This is a genomic window from Aeromonas sp. QDB03 (genome assembly GCF_027707985.1).
GTDB lineage: Bacteria > Pseudomonadota > Gammaproteobacteria > Enterobacterales > Aeromonadaceae > Aeromonas > Aeromonas hydrophila.
Window position 1 is genome coordinate 608383 of sequence record NZ_JAPCJG010000002.1, and the last position, 14543, is coordinate 622925.

12 protein-coding genes and 1 tRNA gene are annotated in these 14543 nt (G+C 57.8%); 2 read left to right on the plus strand and 11 right to left on the minus strand.

All coding sequences use genetic code 11. The annotated features are described in order from the left end of the window. Positions 1 to 169 precede the first annotated feature (169 nt). Positions 170 to 2494: an acyl-CoA dehydrogenase gene (locus PG900_RS07490; RefSeq protein ID WP_270799270.1), complete on the minus strand. Its 2325-nt coding sequence runs from the start codon at positions 2492 to 2494 to the stop codon at positions 170 to 172. Between the two features lie 48 nt (positions 2495 to 2542). Beyond that, a complete protein-coding gene (locus PG900_RS07495) occupies positions 2543 to 3196 on the minus strand; it encodes a TetR/AcrR family transcriptional regulator (RefSeq protein ID WP_011705252.1) in 654 nt (217 codons plus the stop codon). Between the two features lie 469 nt (positions 3197 to 3665). Between PG900_RS07495 and PG900_RS07500 the strand changes: the two genes are divergently transcribed. Together PG900_RS07500 and PG900_RS07505 are read left to right on the plus strand one after the other, a co-directional pair. Continuing rightward, entirely contained in the window at positions 3666 to 4406 is a 741-nt protein-coding gene (locus tag PG900_RS07500; RefSeq protein ID WP_270831195.1) for a phosphatase, read from the plus strand. Between the two features lie 85 nt (positions 4407 to 4491). Continuing rightward, positions 4492 to 4567 (plus strand) — tRNA-Thr (locus PG900_RS07505). Between the two features lie 206 nt (positions 4568 to 4773). On the opposite strand, the gene PG900_RS07510 is transcribed toward PG900_RS07505, so the two are convergent. The 9 genes from PG900_RS07510 to fdhD all read right to left on the minus strand — a co-directional run bounded on the left by PG900_RS07510 (position 4774) and on the right by fdhD (position 14477). Continuing rightward, positions 4774 to 5496 (minus strand): hypothetical protein, encoded by a 723-nt coding sequence (locus PG900_RS07510; RefSeq protein ID WP_160837490.1) that lies wholly within the window; start codon positions 5494 to 5496, stop codon positions 4774 to 4776. A gap of 624 nt (positions 5497 to 6120) precedes the next feature. Next, entirely contained in the window at positions 6121 to 7419 is a 1299-nt protein-coding gene (locus tag PG900_RS07515; RefSeq protein ID WP_160837489.1) for a VapE domain-containing protein, read from the minus strand. Continuing rightward, entirely contained in the window at positions 7416 to 8564 is a 1149-nt protein-coding gene (locus PG900_RS07520; protein ID WP_160837487.1) for a hypothetical protein, read from the minus strand. The genes PG900_RS07515 and PG900_RS07520 overlap by 4 nt, the downstream gene beginning before the upstream one ends. A 68-nt stretch (positions 8565 to 8632) precedes the next feature. Next, positions 8633 to 8854: a hypothetical protein gene (locus tag PG900_RS07525; RefSeq protein WP_139392488.1), complete on the minus strand. Its 222-nt coding sequence runs from the start codon at positions 8852 to 8854 to the stop codon at positions 8633 to 8635. After that, complete coding sequence (locus PG900_RS23050) at positions 8851 to 9039, minus strand: helix-turn-helix transcriptional regulator (RefSeq protein ID WP_139392487.1); 189 nt, start codon at positions 9037 to 9039, stop codon at positions 8851 to 8853. The genes PG900_RS07525 and PG900_RS23050 overlap by 4 nt, the downstream gene beginning before the upstream one ends. Before the next feature lie 121 nt (positions 9040 to 9160). After that, positions 9161 to 9739, minus strand: a complete 579-nt coding sequence (locus PG900_RS07530; RefSeq protein ID WP_160837485.1) for a hypothetical protein — start codon at positions 9737 to 9739, stop codon at positions 9161 to 9163. Continuing rightward, positions 9739 to 11064 carry a tyrosine-type recombinase/integrase gene (locus tag PG900_RS07535; RefSeq protein WP_017408460.1) on the minus strand — a complete coding sequence of 442 codons (1326 nt, stop codon included), beginning with the start codon at positions 11062 to 11064 and terminating at the stop codon, positions 9739 to 9741. Before PG900_RS07535 ends, PG900_RS07530 begins: the two co-directional genes overlap by 1 nt. A gap of 331 nt (positions 11065 to 11395) precedes the next feature. After that, on the minus strand, positions 11396 to 13684 hold the full coding sequence (locus PG900_RS07540) for an FdhF/YdeP family oxidoreductase (RefSeq protein WP_270831196.1): 2289 nt from the start codon (positions 13682 to 13684) through the stop codon (positions 11396 to 11398). Next, complete coding sequence (gene fdhD, locus PG900_RS07545) at positions 13671 to 14477, minus strand: formate dehydrogenase accessory sulfurtransferase FdhD (RefSeq protein WP_270831198.1); 807 nt, start codon at positions 14475 to 14477, stop codon at positions 13671 to 13673. The genes PG900_RS07540 and fdhD overlap by 14 nt, the downstream gene beginning before the upstream one ends. Positions 14478 to 14543: the final 66 nt, after the last annotated feature.

Genomic DNA, 14543 nt, shown 5'->3' on the forward strand with positions numbered 1-14543 from the left:
CACTCTTCCTGAGTTTGTTGTTGTCGGCCATTCCGCTGGCCTTGCTTCCTGCCCCAAGGGTGAGGGGCCATTGCATTAAACTGGAATTAATCGAGGTTGTAAATGCAGGGTTAACAAACAAAAAAACCGGCCATGACGGCCGGTTTCAGGTTCAGGAGTGAGCGCTCTCTCAGGCGGCGTGCACCACCGGATTTTGCTGGGATAACCCCTCCAGCTCGCCCGGAGCGAAGTTGTCCACCTGGATCGCCTCGTAGCGCAGAGCATCGGCGGCCAGCAGCTTGTCTGCCTCGTCCTTGCTCAGGATGGATTGGGACAGGGCAGCGGCGACCAGCTCCGGCAGCGCCAGTTTGCGGGGTAGTTTGCCCTCTTTCTGGGCCTGCACCAGTTTCTTCTCGTAGGGCTGCACCGAGACCATTGCCTGGAAGGCACGCTCCATCAGACCGACCGGATCCGCCTCGTCCTTGCCGACGTAGCACAGCGCCGTCAGACGGTCGCGGAACTCACCCGGCTTCATCATGGCCAGACAGATGGCGTGGCAACGATCGTCTGCCGGCATCTTGTAACCGACGCCAAACGGGAACACCACCCGCTTGAGCACGGCACCCACCACCTTGTTCGGGAAGTTCTGGAAGAAGCCCTCGAACGCCTTGCCAATCAGGTAGAGGTTGCGCTCCACCGCGTACTGCACGAACGGCAGATCGGAGACCATGCGGCCCTGATCCTCGTAGTGCTTGAGGGTGGCGGAGGCCAGGTAGAGGTGGCTCAGCACGTCACCCAGACGGGCGGAGATCATCTCCTTGCGCTTGAGATCGCCACCCAGCATCAGCATGGAGACGTCGGCGCACAGCGCCAGCCCTTTACTCATGCGAGAGAGCTGCTTGTAGTAGCGGGCAGTTTCGCCAGCCACCGGCGCGCTGTTGAACTGGCCCAGGGTCAGCCCCTGGAGCAGGGAACCGAAGAAGTTGCCGGCACCAAAGGCGATGTGCTTCAGCAGCAGGGCGTCAAACTTCTCAAGACCGCGCTCCACATCGGTGTCGGCCGCCGCTTCCAGCTCGGCAAACACGTACGGGTGGCAGCGGGTGGCACCCTGCCCGAAGATCATCAGGTTGCGGGTCAGGATGTTGGCCCCTTCCACCGTGATGGCCACCGGAATGCCCATGTAGGCGTAGCCGGTGTAGTTCTTGGGACCGAGTTGGATGGCACGACCGGCGTGGATATCCATGGAGTCATCCATGATCTGGCGCGCCATTTCGGTCATGTGGTACTTGGAGATCGCGGTGACGATGGCCGGTGCCTGACCCAAGTCCAGCGAACCTGCGGTCATGCGGCGGGCCCCCTCCAGCTGATAGGTGAGGCCGCCGATGCGAGCCAGCGCTTCCTGCACCCCTTCAAACTTGCCGATGGACATGCCGAACTGTTTGCGCACATAGGAGTAGGCGCCCACGGTGCGGCTCGCCATGTGACCACAAGCGGTACCCAGGGCTGGCAGCGAGATGCCGCGCCCGGCGGAGAGGCACTCCACCAGCATGCGCCAGCCGCGACCGGCGTAATCCGGGCCGCCGATGATCCAGTCCAGCGGAATGAACACATCTTTACCGAAAGTCGGGCCGTTCAGGAACGCCAGACCCATGGGGTAGTGGCGATCGCCGACGCGCACGCCGGGGTGGCTGGTGGGGATGAGCGCGCAGGTGATGCCCAGCTCTTCCTTGTCACCCAGCAGTTTTTCCGGGTCATAGAGTTTGAACGCCAGCCCCAGCACGGTGGCACGGGGGGCCAGGGTAATGTAGCGCTTGTTCCAGTTGAGGCGAATACCCAGCACCTCTTCACCCTTGTGCATCCCCTTGCAGACGATCCCCTTGTCCGGGATGGCGCCGGCATCGGAGCCCGCTTCCGGCCCGGTCAGGGCGAAGCAGGGTACCTCTTTGCCATTGGCCAGCCCCGGCAGCCAGAAGTCCTTCTGGGCCTGGGTGCCGTAGTGCATCAGCAGCTCGCCCGGACCAAGGGAGTTCGGCACCATGACGGTGACCGCCACGCTCAGGCTCTTGGTGGCGATGCGGGTGACGATGGTGGAGTTGGCAATCGCCGAGAATTCACGGCCGCCGTAGGATTTCGGGATGATCAGGGAGAAGAAGCCTTCCTTCTTCAGATAGTCCCAGACCGGCTCCGGCAGGTCTTTGGTTTCGTTGACGATCTTGAAGTCGTCGACCATGGCGAGCAGGGTTTCGACCTGATTGTCGATGAAGGCCTGCTCCTCGGCGGTCAGCTCGGCTTTACCGTAGCCGTGCAGTTTTTTCCAGTCGGGGTTGCCGCGAAACAGCTCCCCATCCCACCAGACGGAGCCGGCTTCCATGGCCTCCCGCTCGGTGGCCGACAAGGGCGGCAGTATCTTCTTGAAGATGCCGAACACCGGGCGGGTGACCACCTTTTTACGGATGGAGGGCACGCCGAGCACGACGGCTATCGCCAGCACCAGCAGGATAAGCAATGTGATCATACTCAAGTTCCTTCTATTTCACTGTTTCCGTTGATTTATTGTTGGTTGTTACACGGCCAGGGAGAGCCTGGTCGACTCCACGGGCGCCCCGACACCGGACGCCAGATAAGGAATGACGTTGCGTACCAGCCCCTCCACATCGAGCTGCTGGCCGAAATCGGCCTGGGCGATGTCGCGCAGCGCATCGGCCGAGGCCATGGTGAACACGACGGTGCCCAGGGTGAAGTGCAGCCGCCAGAACAGATCCGCCGGCGACAAGGCCGGGTTGGCCTTGGAGATGGCCTGGGTGATCCGTTGCAAAATGGGGCCGTAGTGGGCAGTGATGAAGCGGCGCAAGTGGCCCTGGCTGTCGATGTAGCCGCGACCCAGCAGCTGCATGAAAATGGCCGGGCCGTTGGTGCGCACTGCCACCAGCTTCATCAACGGGTCGACGAAGCTCTCGAACACCTGCAGCAGGGTCAGCTGCTCCTGCGCCATCAGGGTATGCAGGCGTGCATCCAGCTCGGGCATGAACAGGCTCAGATAGCGATCGAGCACCGCCTGGATCAGCTCCTTCTTGGAGCCGAAGTGGTAGTTCACTGACGCCAGGTTGACATCGGCCTCGCTGGTAATCAGACGCAAAGAGGTATCGGCGAACCCCCGTTCGGCAAACAACACCTCAGCGGCATCGAGAATGCGGTTTTTGGTATCGATTTTACTCACAGGACACCTCACTTAAACGAATGTTTAAAAAGTACGTTTCACAACCTTTTGTGTCAAGAGAATGTGAACAGGTGTTAGTGAAATGTTTTTGTTGAAAATGGGGAACAAGGCGGGAACTTCACGGACGAATCGGACTCTATATCTATGCCACTGCAATTAAACATTAAGTCTCGCCCAACCTGCTCCATGCTAGTTGGGCATTTTTTTGCCCGGTAACCGCGCAGCGCGCTGGCAAACAGGCAAAAAAAAACCGTCGCAGGGCGCGACGGCGGGGAAATGAGGTTGCACCATCCTGATCCAACCCATCGATGCGAGTTCAGGCTTTCATCGATGACGCCATCATGACCGCCAAGCGTGTTCAAACTTTGTCAGCCAGGCCCCAATTTGTGACAAAGTATGACAAGCCACGACATGGTCTCGACCCGCCGCCTTTGCTATGCTGGCGCCTCACGCCAGAGGGGAAGATAAGATGAAGTACACGGTCGATACCCACACCCACACCGTCGCCAGCACCCACGCTTACAGCACCATCCACGACTACCTGCCCATCGCCAAGGCAAAGGGGATCAAGCTGTTCGCCACCACGGATCATGGCCCCGACATGGCGGATGCCCCCCACTTCTGGCACTTCGTCAATCTGCACGTGCTGCCACGGGTGGTCGACGGGGTCGGCATCCTGCGCGGCATCGAAGCCAACATCAAGAACATCGACGGCGAGATCGACTTCCCCGAGCGCTACGAGTCGCGGCTCGACATGATCATGGCGGGCTTTCACGAGCCGGTGTTTCCCCCCTGCGACCAGGCCACCCACACTCAGGCCATGATCAACGCCATCAAGAGCGGCCGGGTCGACATGATAAGCCACCCCGGCAATCCCGCCTTCCCCATCGATATCCAGGCCGTGGTCAAGGCAGCGGCAGAGTATCGGGTGGCGCTGGAGCTCAACAACTCCTCCTTCAACCACTCCCGCCCGGGCAGTGAAGGCAACTGCCGTGCCATCGTCGAGGCGGCGCGGGACATGGGTGCCTACCTCACCTTCGGCTCCGACTCCCACGTGGCCTTCAGCCTCGGGGATTTCGAGCACTGCCACCGACTGGTCACCGAGGCCGGCTTCCCGGCAGAGCGGATCCTGGCGCGCTCCCCCCGTGCGTTACTCGATTTTCTCGAAAGCCGCGGCCGGGCCCATATTCCGGAGTTCGCCGACCTCTGATATTGACCGTAACTCCATGAGCCCACTCATAAAACTGAGTGCAGCTCATTGACTTGCCCTGCTGTTTTCAGGAATCTAGTGCCATGCCGGTATAGCTCAGTTGGTAGAGCAGCGCATTCGTAATGCGAAGGTCAGGAGTTCGATTCCCCTTATCGGCACCATATAAAACAAAGGGTTAGCTTCTCACTGAGGCTAACCTTTTGTGCTTTTTTGTGGATTGGCCCAACAATGGGCCCAACATCATGCAACCTATACCCCCCTCTTTTGCGATTGGCTACACCTCCGGCTTGAGTAACAAAAAAGCCCATCCTGCTTGGGTGGGCTTCTCGTTCGGGGGATGAGCTGTGTAATAAAAGCTCATGTCGGGTTATCTGCCTAAGCACAGATCAAAAACCGCATCACTGGCCCCGTCCATAATCATATGAAGTTCGTCAAATCCAACCGGACCCATGCTATATGCGAAATTGACTAGGTTTAACTGTATAGACACGGCCTTTTCTTTATTTCCATTTTCGTGCGTATCGATAGAGTAAAAGGCTCTTGCCTCATTCTGCATTTTTGCCCTTGGAATACCGCTTGCGCGGGCATAGATGTATCGTCTCATCTGCTCTGCAAATTGATGGCAATCTGAAACCGTGTTGTATGGATAAAATGTAATGCTATTTGGGGCTGTTCTATTAGACTCTTCGGCCGTGCCGTAACATTTTCTAAATGCGGTGTCTACAAAATCCACTATAACCTGTGTCTTCATTGCTTCGCTTTTAATAATCGGAACCTTGGCTTCATAGGCTTCCAGCACAAGCCTGAGGTATATTAGCTGGTCAATTGCTTTGTCTTGACATCCAGGACACGCATTTTCAGCTTGAACAACAAGATCTCGCGCCTTTTTAATCGCTTCCTCTTGAGTGAATGTCTCAGATAGGCGAAGCTCCATGGCATTTCTGGCTTTAGGGCCGACAATAACATTACAATATTCTCTGTCACCGGTATCGTTATATCCCATCCCAGTAGGATATTTATTCGCATACGCGCCAGCCCAAACATTACCAGTCAGCGCAGCAAGCATTACCATGAAAATGACTCTCTTCATCTTCCCCAAACTCCCGTTTTTCTGGCGATCATGCCGCTATTGTGTCGTTCGTCTAGCTATGACCTAGCCGTAACCTAGCTGTTATGATACCACCCTACAGGCGTCAATCTGAACCGTGGGAGCTTGTTTCTTGCATGTTAACGATCACGCCGTTTTGGTTTGCGTCCGTTCGGTACTAGCCAATCACTAACCAGATATTACCGTTTTATTACCGTTGGGCTCTCACCGTTATATCACCGTCGTTTGGATGCGGTGGGGTAGCTGGTGGGGTAGCGGTTGCCAGTACCTCACCATGCTAAAACTAAGTGCTGGCGCGACTTGCAGGGGTGTTTTTTGTTGGTGGTGAAGAAGGTGAAGAATATTCCCCATAAACCCCCTCAGAGATAGCCGTTGCTTGTGTTCGTGAGCAGCTCCCTGTGTGCCTATCCCTTCCCCTTATCTATGTGTGATTAGTTTATAAAGAGATCTACTTCACCACTTCACCAAATATGAATGAAAGCCAGCAGCAGCAAGGGTTAGCCGCTGGTGAGGTAGCCCGTTTTCTACCTCACCACTACCTCACCGCTTCACCACAAAAAAGCCCCGCCAAATCGGCAGGGCTCAAGGGGGGGCCACCAGCAACGGCTATTCTTGGGGCTGCGGCAAATCGTTCACCGGCAAACGGTATTCCTTGCGCCCCGATCTGGCTGGGCGTGATTCTATGCGCCCTTCCTTTTCCAGCATTGTTAACGCCCTCCCATATCTACTCGCCATCGCGGGCTTTTCACCGTGACGTTCACAAAGATCGGCCGCAGTGAACCAGCGGGCGGATTGCATCGGGCGGGCCAAGTGTCGGTCAACAATTGTCTCGTAATGCGGCCCCTTGTCGGTGTGCGTGTCGTTCGCCGTGGTGGCCTGCTTGCTGGTGGCCTCGTCGAGATACCAGCTTGCCCCTGCTTCGTAGTCCGCTTTGACTTCAAGCCAGAACTGGCGCAACAGTTCGGGAGCGGTTTGGCTTAGACGGCCAGCATCCCAACTCCAGCCCAATAATTCATTCAGGCGGTCAAGGTCTGCGGCACCTGCCATCTCGATAACAGCAAAACGAGCGTTCCCTGTATGGTCTTTGAGAAAGTCAGTGCCGTTTACCGTCGCAATAAAGCCCGTCTGTCGGGGTTTCTCCGTGAATGATTTTGCGTAGGGTATGCGGAACCGATCCACATCGCGGGTAATGAACGCCTTCAATGCTCCGGCTTCGTGCCTTGTTGTCGTTTCCAACTCGGCTAGTTCCACAATCCAAGCGGAAACAGCACGGCGTACATCGTCCGATTTGTTGGGGTCAATCGAGCAATCCAACGTCGAGCCCGCCACTACTGCGGCCAGTCTGTTAACCCATGCCGATTTTTTGAATGACTGCCCCCCCACCAATACAGGCACGAGCTTTGACAGCCATTGCTGTTCATACAATGCTGCCACACAACCCACCAGCCAAGGGCGCAGGACTGCGGCGGCATAATCGGGCTCAGCAGCGTTGAGCGTTGCCAAGACAGCATCAACTCGGCGCACTTCATCCCATTTGGGGCCAGCCTCTAGCCACTCTCTGACAGGGTGATAGCTGTTCGACTGGCACAGCGCGATCAAGTGCTCGTCTATGGCGGCATCGGGAACTTCGGCACGTTGGCAGGCGTCCACCAAAGCCGAACGCTGCCCCTCATCAGTTTTGCCAAGGCGGCGTCCCTCGGCTGTCATTAGCTCAGGGGTTACTGTCATCGTGTTATAGCGGTAAACCCACCCCCTATGCTCCAACACGGCCCACAGGTTAGCGGACGTTTTTAGCGGCTTTCCCTTCTCGTCAGTGTCCGGCAGAAATAACGGTGGGTCGTTCTGTTCGGGGCTAGCTGGTGGCTCGAACGGGATCACGTTTGTTGGCGGTGGCAGCGGCTTCATTGCGCGGCCTCCATGATCTCGGCCATTTGAGCAGCACTCAGCAATGGAAACATAACCCCCTTGGGCTGGCTAATAGCCTTTGCTTGCCCCTTAGCAACGGCTAACGATTTGGTGCCCTCTCGCATCGCCTCGAATTGCTGGCGTTGCTCGTCGCGCTGTGCCCGTGCCCACTCGCGGCGGTTGTGCGCGTGAATATCAGGAAACTGCTCTCTGGCAATCTCTTGAACGGCTTTGAAGCTATCCCCGCTGAAATTGCGAATGGTGATCAGGTCGAATTTGTCGCACAGCCTATTACCAGCGGGATCGCTTTGGTGGTGCGAGAAAATGCGCTCTTTGCCATCCGTCGAACTGGTCAGAATATGAACCCCAGCGGTTCCACTGGTTGATTCTGGTGCCATCCATGCATTTCGCCCCTTTCGCTTATACCCGTAATGGGCGAGCAGCTCCGGCCATTCGTAGCTGGCGTTTACGCACTCAATGATCGACACCTGCCTACCCACCAGTTTTTCATTAAATGGCTTGGGGGCTGCCTGTTTAAACCGCTGGCTAACTTTGGCTGTGGCTGCTTGGTATTGCTCCGCCAGCGCGGCAGCATTGAGCCAGAACGGGGCTGACGGGCTTAGCGCGGCCCCCTCGGCGATCATGTGCTGATAATGCTCGGTAGTTCTTTTGATAACCGTTGGCAGGATCATAAATTGAGCAGGGCGGCCAACACATGGATCAGATCCCAGCAACTCGGCCAACGCGAATTGCAGATCCGCCCACATAGTGAATGGCACAGGCTCGGCCAGCTCCACAAATACCCGATAACGGGGGGCGTCGGGCTGGTGGCTCAGGGTTGAATAGATGATAAACGAGCACAGCCCTTGCTCCCGCAAAGCATCGGCTATGCTCTCGGGCGTCTGGCCCTTGGCGTTGTCCAAATCGGCGCGAAGCATTCCAAACAGTCCGTTAGCCTCTGCTTCTGCCTTGTGACGAGTCTTGCCATTGTGTGCGGCCACCAGTGGGGCAGTCCGTTTTGTGGCGTCCGGCGTGTGAGCGCGGCTTCGGTGAGGGATACAGGCTGTTTGTTGCAGATCTTGCCACGTAATAACTCCGAACGTTTCGTTATTTGAAACATTGGAAATAGTGGTAAAATTGATCATCTCGATATACCTTTTGAACTTGCTGGCAGCCCCTAACTCGGTAAAGGTACGGGCCACCAGCGGTTAATCTACGCCTCAGCAGGGGCGCTTTTTTTTATGTACTCGATCTCTTCCTGAAAGGCGGCTTGCAGGATATTTGCCCGCTCTCGGATCATCATCTCTCTGTGCTCGCCCCGTGTTTCATATGGGCAGCCTCGACTGTGACGAGCCGTGATCCGTTCGAATTTGGCACTTGCGGCTGCCGCAACTTCGCGCAAGTCCATTCTGGCGTTTATGAATCCGTAGCTCATGCTTTATCCCCCTCTTTACGGCGAGACTCTAGCCATTGCTCGATCTCGATGAGGTTATACCGGACCGAATTGGGCCCAATGTGGATGGGCTTGGGAAAACGGGCTTCGGGGTTGCGGCGCAACCGCTCGACAGTGGAGCGGCTAACGCCAAGGCGGGTGGATACTTGAGAGGTTGGAATAAGCATGGGATTGCCCTCGTTGCCAGCGACGCGTATGTCGTAGCTTCTGAGGGCATTTTTTATGAATTGCTCACGGCACGGTACGACATATTTTGGGGCGGGTGTTGTACCGATTTGTGTCGTACCGCTATCCGAACAGGGACCGCAGGGAGGGGCGTATGCTACAAGGGATGGAGGCGATCACCAGCCTTGCAAAATCAAGACTACTGCCGCCGTGGGTCTCCTCGTCCGCTCGCTCGCTCAATCGGTAAAGCTGCCAATCCTTATCTGGCATTAACTTAGCCCACGCGACTTGGATTTCTTGCGCCAATGCAGCCGCGCTATCGGGATCCTCGCCAAGTTCCGCGCTCTCAAACCGCTCAAGCTCGGCCCCCATCTTCTCGTTAAGGGCGATGATTAAATGCTCGCACTCAAAGGAGACCCCAAGGTTATAAATCTCCTCCAGTAGCCTAAGCTGCTCGTGCTTCGCCTCTATGATCGCTCTTTTGAAGTTGGGGCTTTTGGGTAGCCCCTTTTCTTTTATGGCACATTGCCTACCGACCAATAAGAATATCGGCCTTAGCGCCAAGTGGATTTGCTCAAGGCGCTCAAGACTAAATTCGCGGTAAATGGCCTCACAGATTTTCCACTCAAGCCCAAACTCATAATGGGCATTGTGGACTTTGCCCATAACCTCAAGTACTGGGCGCTTATCAAACTTCGCCATCACCCACGCCCCCCAAAGTTGACGGAAACCACGTTATCTGGCTTGACCTGTTCCGGTTGCGTTATGGTTGCCATGAAATCTCCCCAGCGCAGAAACAGCGCTCGCAACTTCTCTGCCATGCCGCCCACTTGATAGGTGCGGATCAGCCTGTCTTTGGGGACGTGGTTTAGCATCAACTCAATCAGGCGCTCGGGGGCATCCAGATATTCAGCGGCCCCCGTTGCCATACTGCGGCGCAGGTCGTGCGGGCTGAATGGCGCAAGCTCGGCAAGGTACTTGATGCGAACACGCTCTAGCGCTTTGGTTACAGCATCCCCTGTGATCGGGTGTCCGGCCTTGCTGGTGGACTCGAACACATAGGGGCCACCGGATAACGCTTTTTGCTGCTCGATAATCTCCAGTGCCAGCGGGCACAGGGTCACAACGTGGGCTCGTCCATTCTTGGTCTCGGGGATTGTCCAGCGGTCGCCGTTAATCTGCTCCCAGCGCATCCCTACAGCCTCGGAACGGCGCACAGCGGTCAGGGTTATCAAACGCAAGCAGTTTGCCACAGCCAGCGATAGCACTACGTTAGACGCGATCCCACGGCCACCAGCAGCCACAGAACCGCCGCCAGCGGTCGCCTGTTCAAGTGCTCCCCATAACTGGTGCAACTCATCGCGGGTCAACCAGCGTTCACGAGGTGGGGGCATAGATGCGCCAAACATGGCGGGCTTGAGCAGGCGAGCGGGATTTATTTCGATGTGACCTTGTAACACTGCATGATCAAGACACTGGTTAAGGACTATCAGCCCCTTTCGTGCGCCCTCTGCGGTCTCTACTCGGCGGAAATGCTCATACAGTACGGCACGGGAGAGGTCGCAAACTCGGGTATTGCCAATGGCCGATTCAATGTGACGGGTAAAGGTTCCCTCATAATCGCGCAGAGTGCGCGGGCCTATCGGCTTTGATTTGGCTCGCATCGCCAGCCAATCACGGTAAATCTCGCCAAGGGTCGGCATCTCGATGTTCTTAGCCTTTGCTTGCTTGGCGGTTTGTCTAGGGTCTATACCCTGTTTGACTAACGCCACCGCATCGGCATGAGCGAGACGAGCAGCGGCTAAGGTTACTGCTGGATAATATCCAATCTGAAAATCGATCTGTTTCCCACCCACTCGGGCACGATACACAAAGCGTTTACGGCCATCGGCACGGATCTCCATGTGAAGTCCGCCCCCGTGGCGGGAGTGAACCGATACCCGCTTAACCGCCTTCCCTTCATCCACCACTAGTGAAGGGATCTCTCTATCTTGCCGGATTGCCACCTTGGACGCTTTCCCGCTCATACCTCACCCCATTTATGGCCCAACATTGGGCCCAACAGATCACATGGTATAGGGTGATATTTCATGACACAACCAGATACGGGCGGTGGTGTGTAATGGCATGATTTTATTGGTTATTACTGCCTTGTCATGAGACGAGGTGAAACAGGTTGAAATTGGCAAAATCTGGATTCGTAATGCGAAGGTCGGGGGTTCGACTCCTCTTACCGGCACCAATCACGCAAACAACAACGCCGCATATCTTATGCGGCGTTGTTGTTTATAGGATGTCCGGGCTCTGCTGCATTGGGCTGGCAGGCTTGAACCGGCTCAAGCCTGCAAACCTCTCGGTTCATAGCAGCAAGAGATTGTCCTGTTGACGGGAGGCGGTCACCAGCACCGGGATGGACTTGGAGGTCGGCGTAAATGAGCCTGCCCCTATGCTGTCGATGGGCACCAGCGGGTTGGTTTCCGGATAGTAGGCCGCGATGTTGCCACGCGGGATCTCGTAGATCACCACCACAAAACCGGTCACGCAGCGCTCGCGCCCATCGTTGCAGATGGCCGCCATGTCGACCCGATCCCCTTCGGCAAAGCCAAGCTGACGAGCATCCGCCTCGTTCATGAACACCACGTTGCGCTGGCCCTTGATGCCGCGATAGCGATCGTCCATGCCGTAGATGGTGGTGTTGTACTGATCGTGAGAGCGCAGGCTCTGAAGCAGCAGCACCGGCTGATCCACCATCTGCTCGGCATGGCGGGTACACTCCGGCAGCACAGAGTGCGGCAGGGTGCTGGCACGAAACTCGGCCTGGCCGCTGGCGGTATTCCAGGTCAGCAGCGCCGCGGAGTTATCGAGGTGAAAACCGCACGGCTGCTGGATGCGGGCATTGAAATCGGTGAAACCGGCGATGGTCTGCTCGATGAGATCGCGGATGCGGCCATAGTCATCGCGCAGGGCCAGCCAGTCGACCCGCTCGCTGCCCACGGTAGCATGAGCCATCCGCGCCACTATGTCGGTCTCGGAGAGGCAGAGGGGCGACACCGGCTCGGCAGCGCCGGTCGAGGCGTGCACCATGCTGAAGGTGTCCTCTACCGTGATCTTCTGGTTGCCGCTGCGCTGGATATCGAGCTCGGTACGGCCGAGACAGGGCAAGATCAGCGCCGCCTTGCCCACCTGCAGATGGCTGCGGTTGAGCTTGGTGCTGATCTGCACGTTGAGCTCGGCCTTTTTCATCGCCCCGTAGGTGAAGTCAGTATCGGGCGCCGCTGCCGCCAGGTTGCCACCCAGGCAGATGAGCACCTTGCTCTTGCCCTCGTCCAGCGCCTTGAGCGCCTCGTAAACATTGTGACCACGGGCCCGCGGCAGGCTCACCTGCAGGTGACGCTCAAGCCGGTCGATAAAGGCGGCGGTGGGCTTTTCGTTGATCCCCATGGTACGGTTGCCCTGCACGTTGCTGTGGCCCCGTACCGGACAGAGCCCCGCCCCCGGTTTGCCAATCTGGCCGCGCATCAGGTGCAGGTTGACGATTTCACGGATGGTATCGACCGAGTGCAGGTGCTGGGTGACCCCCATGGCCCAGCAGCTGATGATGCGCTGGCTGGCGGCAAAGACTCGGGCGGCCTGCACGATGTCAGCGCGAGTCAGGCCGGATTGGTGCTCGATCGCCGCCCAGTCGGTGGCACGCACCTGCGCCTCGTACTCGTCAAAATGGCGGGTGTGGCGGGCGATGAAGTCGCGATCCACCGCCTCTGGCGCCTCTTCCAGCATGTACTTGGCCATGCCACGCATGGCGGCCATGTCGCCACCCAGTTTCGGCGTCAGGTACTGGTGGCTGATGGTAGTGGCCGCCGGGGTCAGCAGCTCGAGCGGGCTCTGCGGGCTGGCGAAGCGCTCCAGCGCCACCTCTTTCAAGTTGTTGAAGCTGACGATCTTGCAGCCGCCGCGCGCCGCCTGGCGCAGGGCATTCATCATGCGCGGGTGGTTGGTACCCGGATTCTGACCATAGACGAACACCGCATCGGCCTGGTCGAAGTCATCCAGCACCACAGTCCCCTTGCCGATACCGACCGACTGGATCAGCGCCACCCCGCTCGCCTCGTGGCACATGTTGGAGCAGTCGGGGAAGTTGTTGGTACCAAACAGGCGGCCAAACAGCTGATAAAGATAAGAAGCCTCGTTGCTGGCACGCCCCGAGGTGTAGAACTCCACCTCATCCGCGCTATTCAGCCCCTTGAGGGTGTCGGCAATCAGGGCGAAGGCGTCGTCCCAGCTTATCTGCTCGTAGTGATCGGTCGCCGGGTTGTAGCGCATCGGCTCGGTCAGCCGCCCCTGATACTCGAGCCAGTAGTCACTCTGGGTGGCCAGCTGGCGCACCGAGTGGGCGGCGAAGAACTCGGCCTCCACCGTCTTGCCGGTGGACTCCCAGGCCACCGCCTTGGCGCCGTTTTCACAAAACTGGAAGGTGCCGTGGTCGTTGTCCCCCCAGGCACAGCCCGGGCAGTCGAAGCCGTCGGTCTGGTTGACCCGCAGCAGGTTCTTGATGTTCTGACGGGTCTTCTGGCTGCGCAGCACCTGCTTCATGGTGGATTGCAGGGACGAAAAACCGCCGGCTTTGGCGGGCTTTTCAATATGACTCATGGCACTCTCCGATGGGATCCGCCGGACGATAGCTGGAGTAGCTGACCGGGGCATCAAACTTGGGAATATGAACGACGTTGAGGTTGTATTTGAGGGCCAACCTGACCGCCAGCTGGCTGGGCGATGCCAGACAGATGAGGTGACGGGCACCGAAGCGGGCGGCTTTTTGCACCAGCTCGCTGCCGCAGCGGCTGGTCACCACCAGGGTGTCGCACGCACTGTGGCGGCGCAGCAGCAGGCCGATCAGCTTGTCGAGGGCATTGTGGCGCCCGATATCTTCCCGGCAATACAGGATCCGGCCCTCGGCATCCAGCGCCAGCGCCGCATGCAGGGCGCCGTGTTGCTGACCCTTGAGCTGCCACTGGGCGATCTGCGCACGCAGCCCCGCCAGCAAGGCCCCATCCAGCGGCGGCGTCAGCGGCAATACCGACAGTGCGGGCAGCGCCAGCTCCACCGCCACCACGCCACAGATGCCGCAACCGGTCGCCCCTGTCAGCCGGCGCTTGTGCTCGGTCAGGGCGGCCAAGGAGCGGTTGGCGATGGTGATGTCCAGCACCATCCCCTGCTCGGCCGGCCCAATCTGGATGTCGTGGACCTCGTGGTTGTGCCGGATGATCCCCTCGCCAAACAGAAAGCCGACGGCAAAGTCGTCGAGATCGTCCGGGGTCGCCATCATCACCGCATGGTTGATGCCATTGATGTTGATGGCGACGGCTACCTCCTCCACCAGATGATCCAGTGAAGACGAGGCAGGCAAATTGACGGGGATGTCGACGGGCGTGTAGGCAGGCATGCAGGTTGGCCTAAAAATGCAAACTGCATTCAAGTTTAGAGAGGCGGCAGACGCAAAACCAATGAA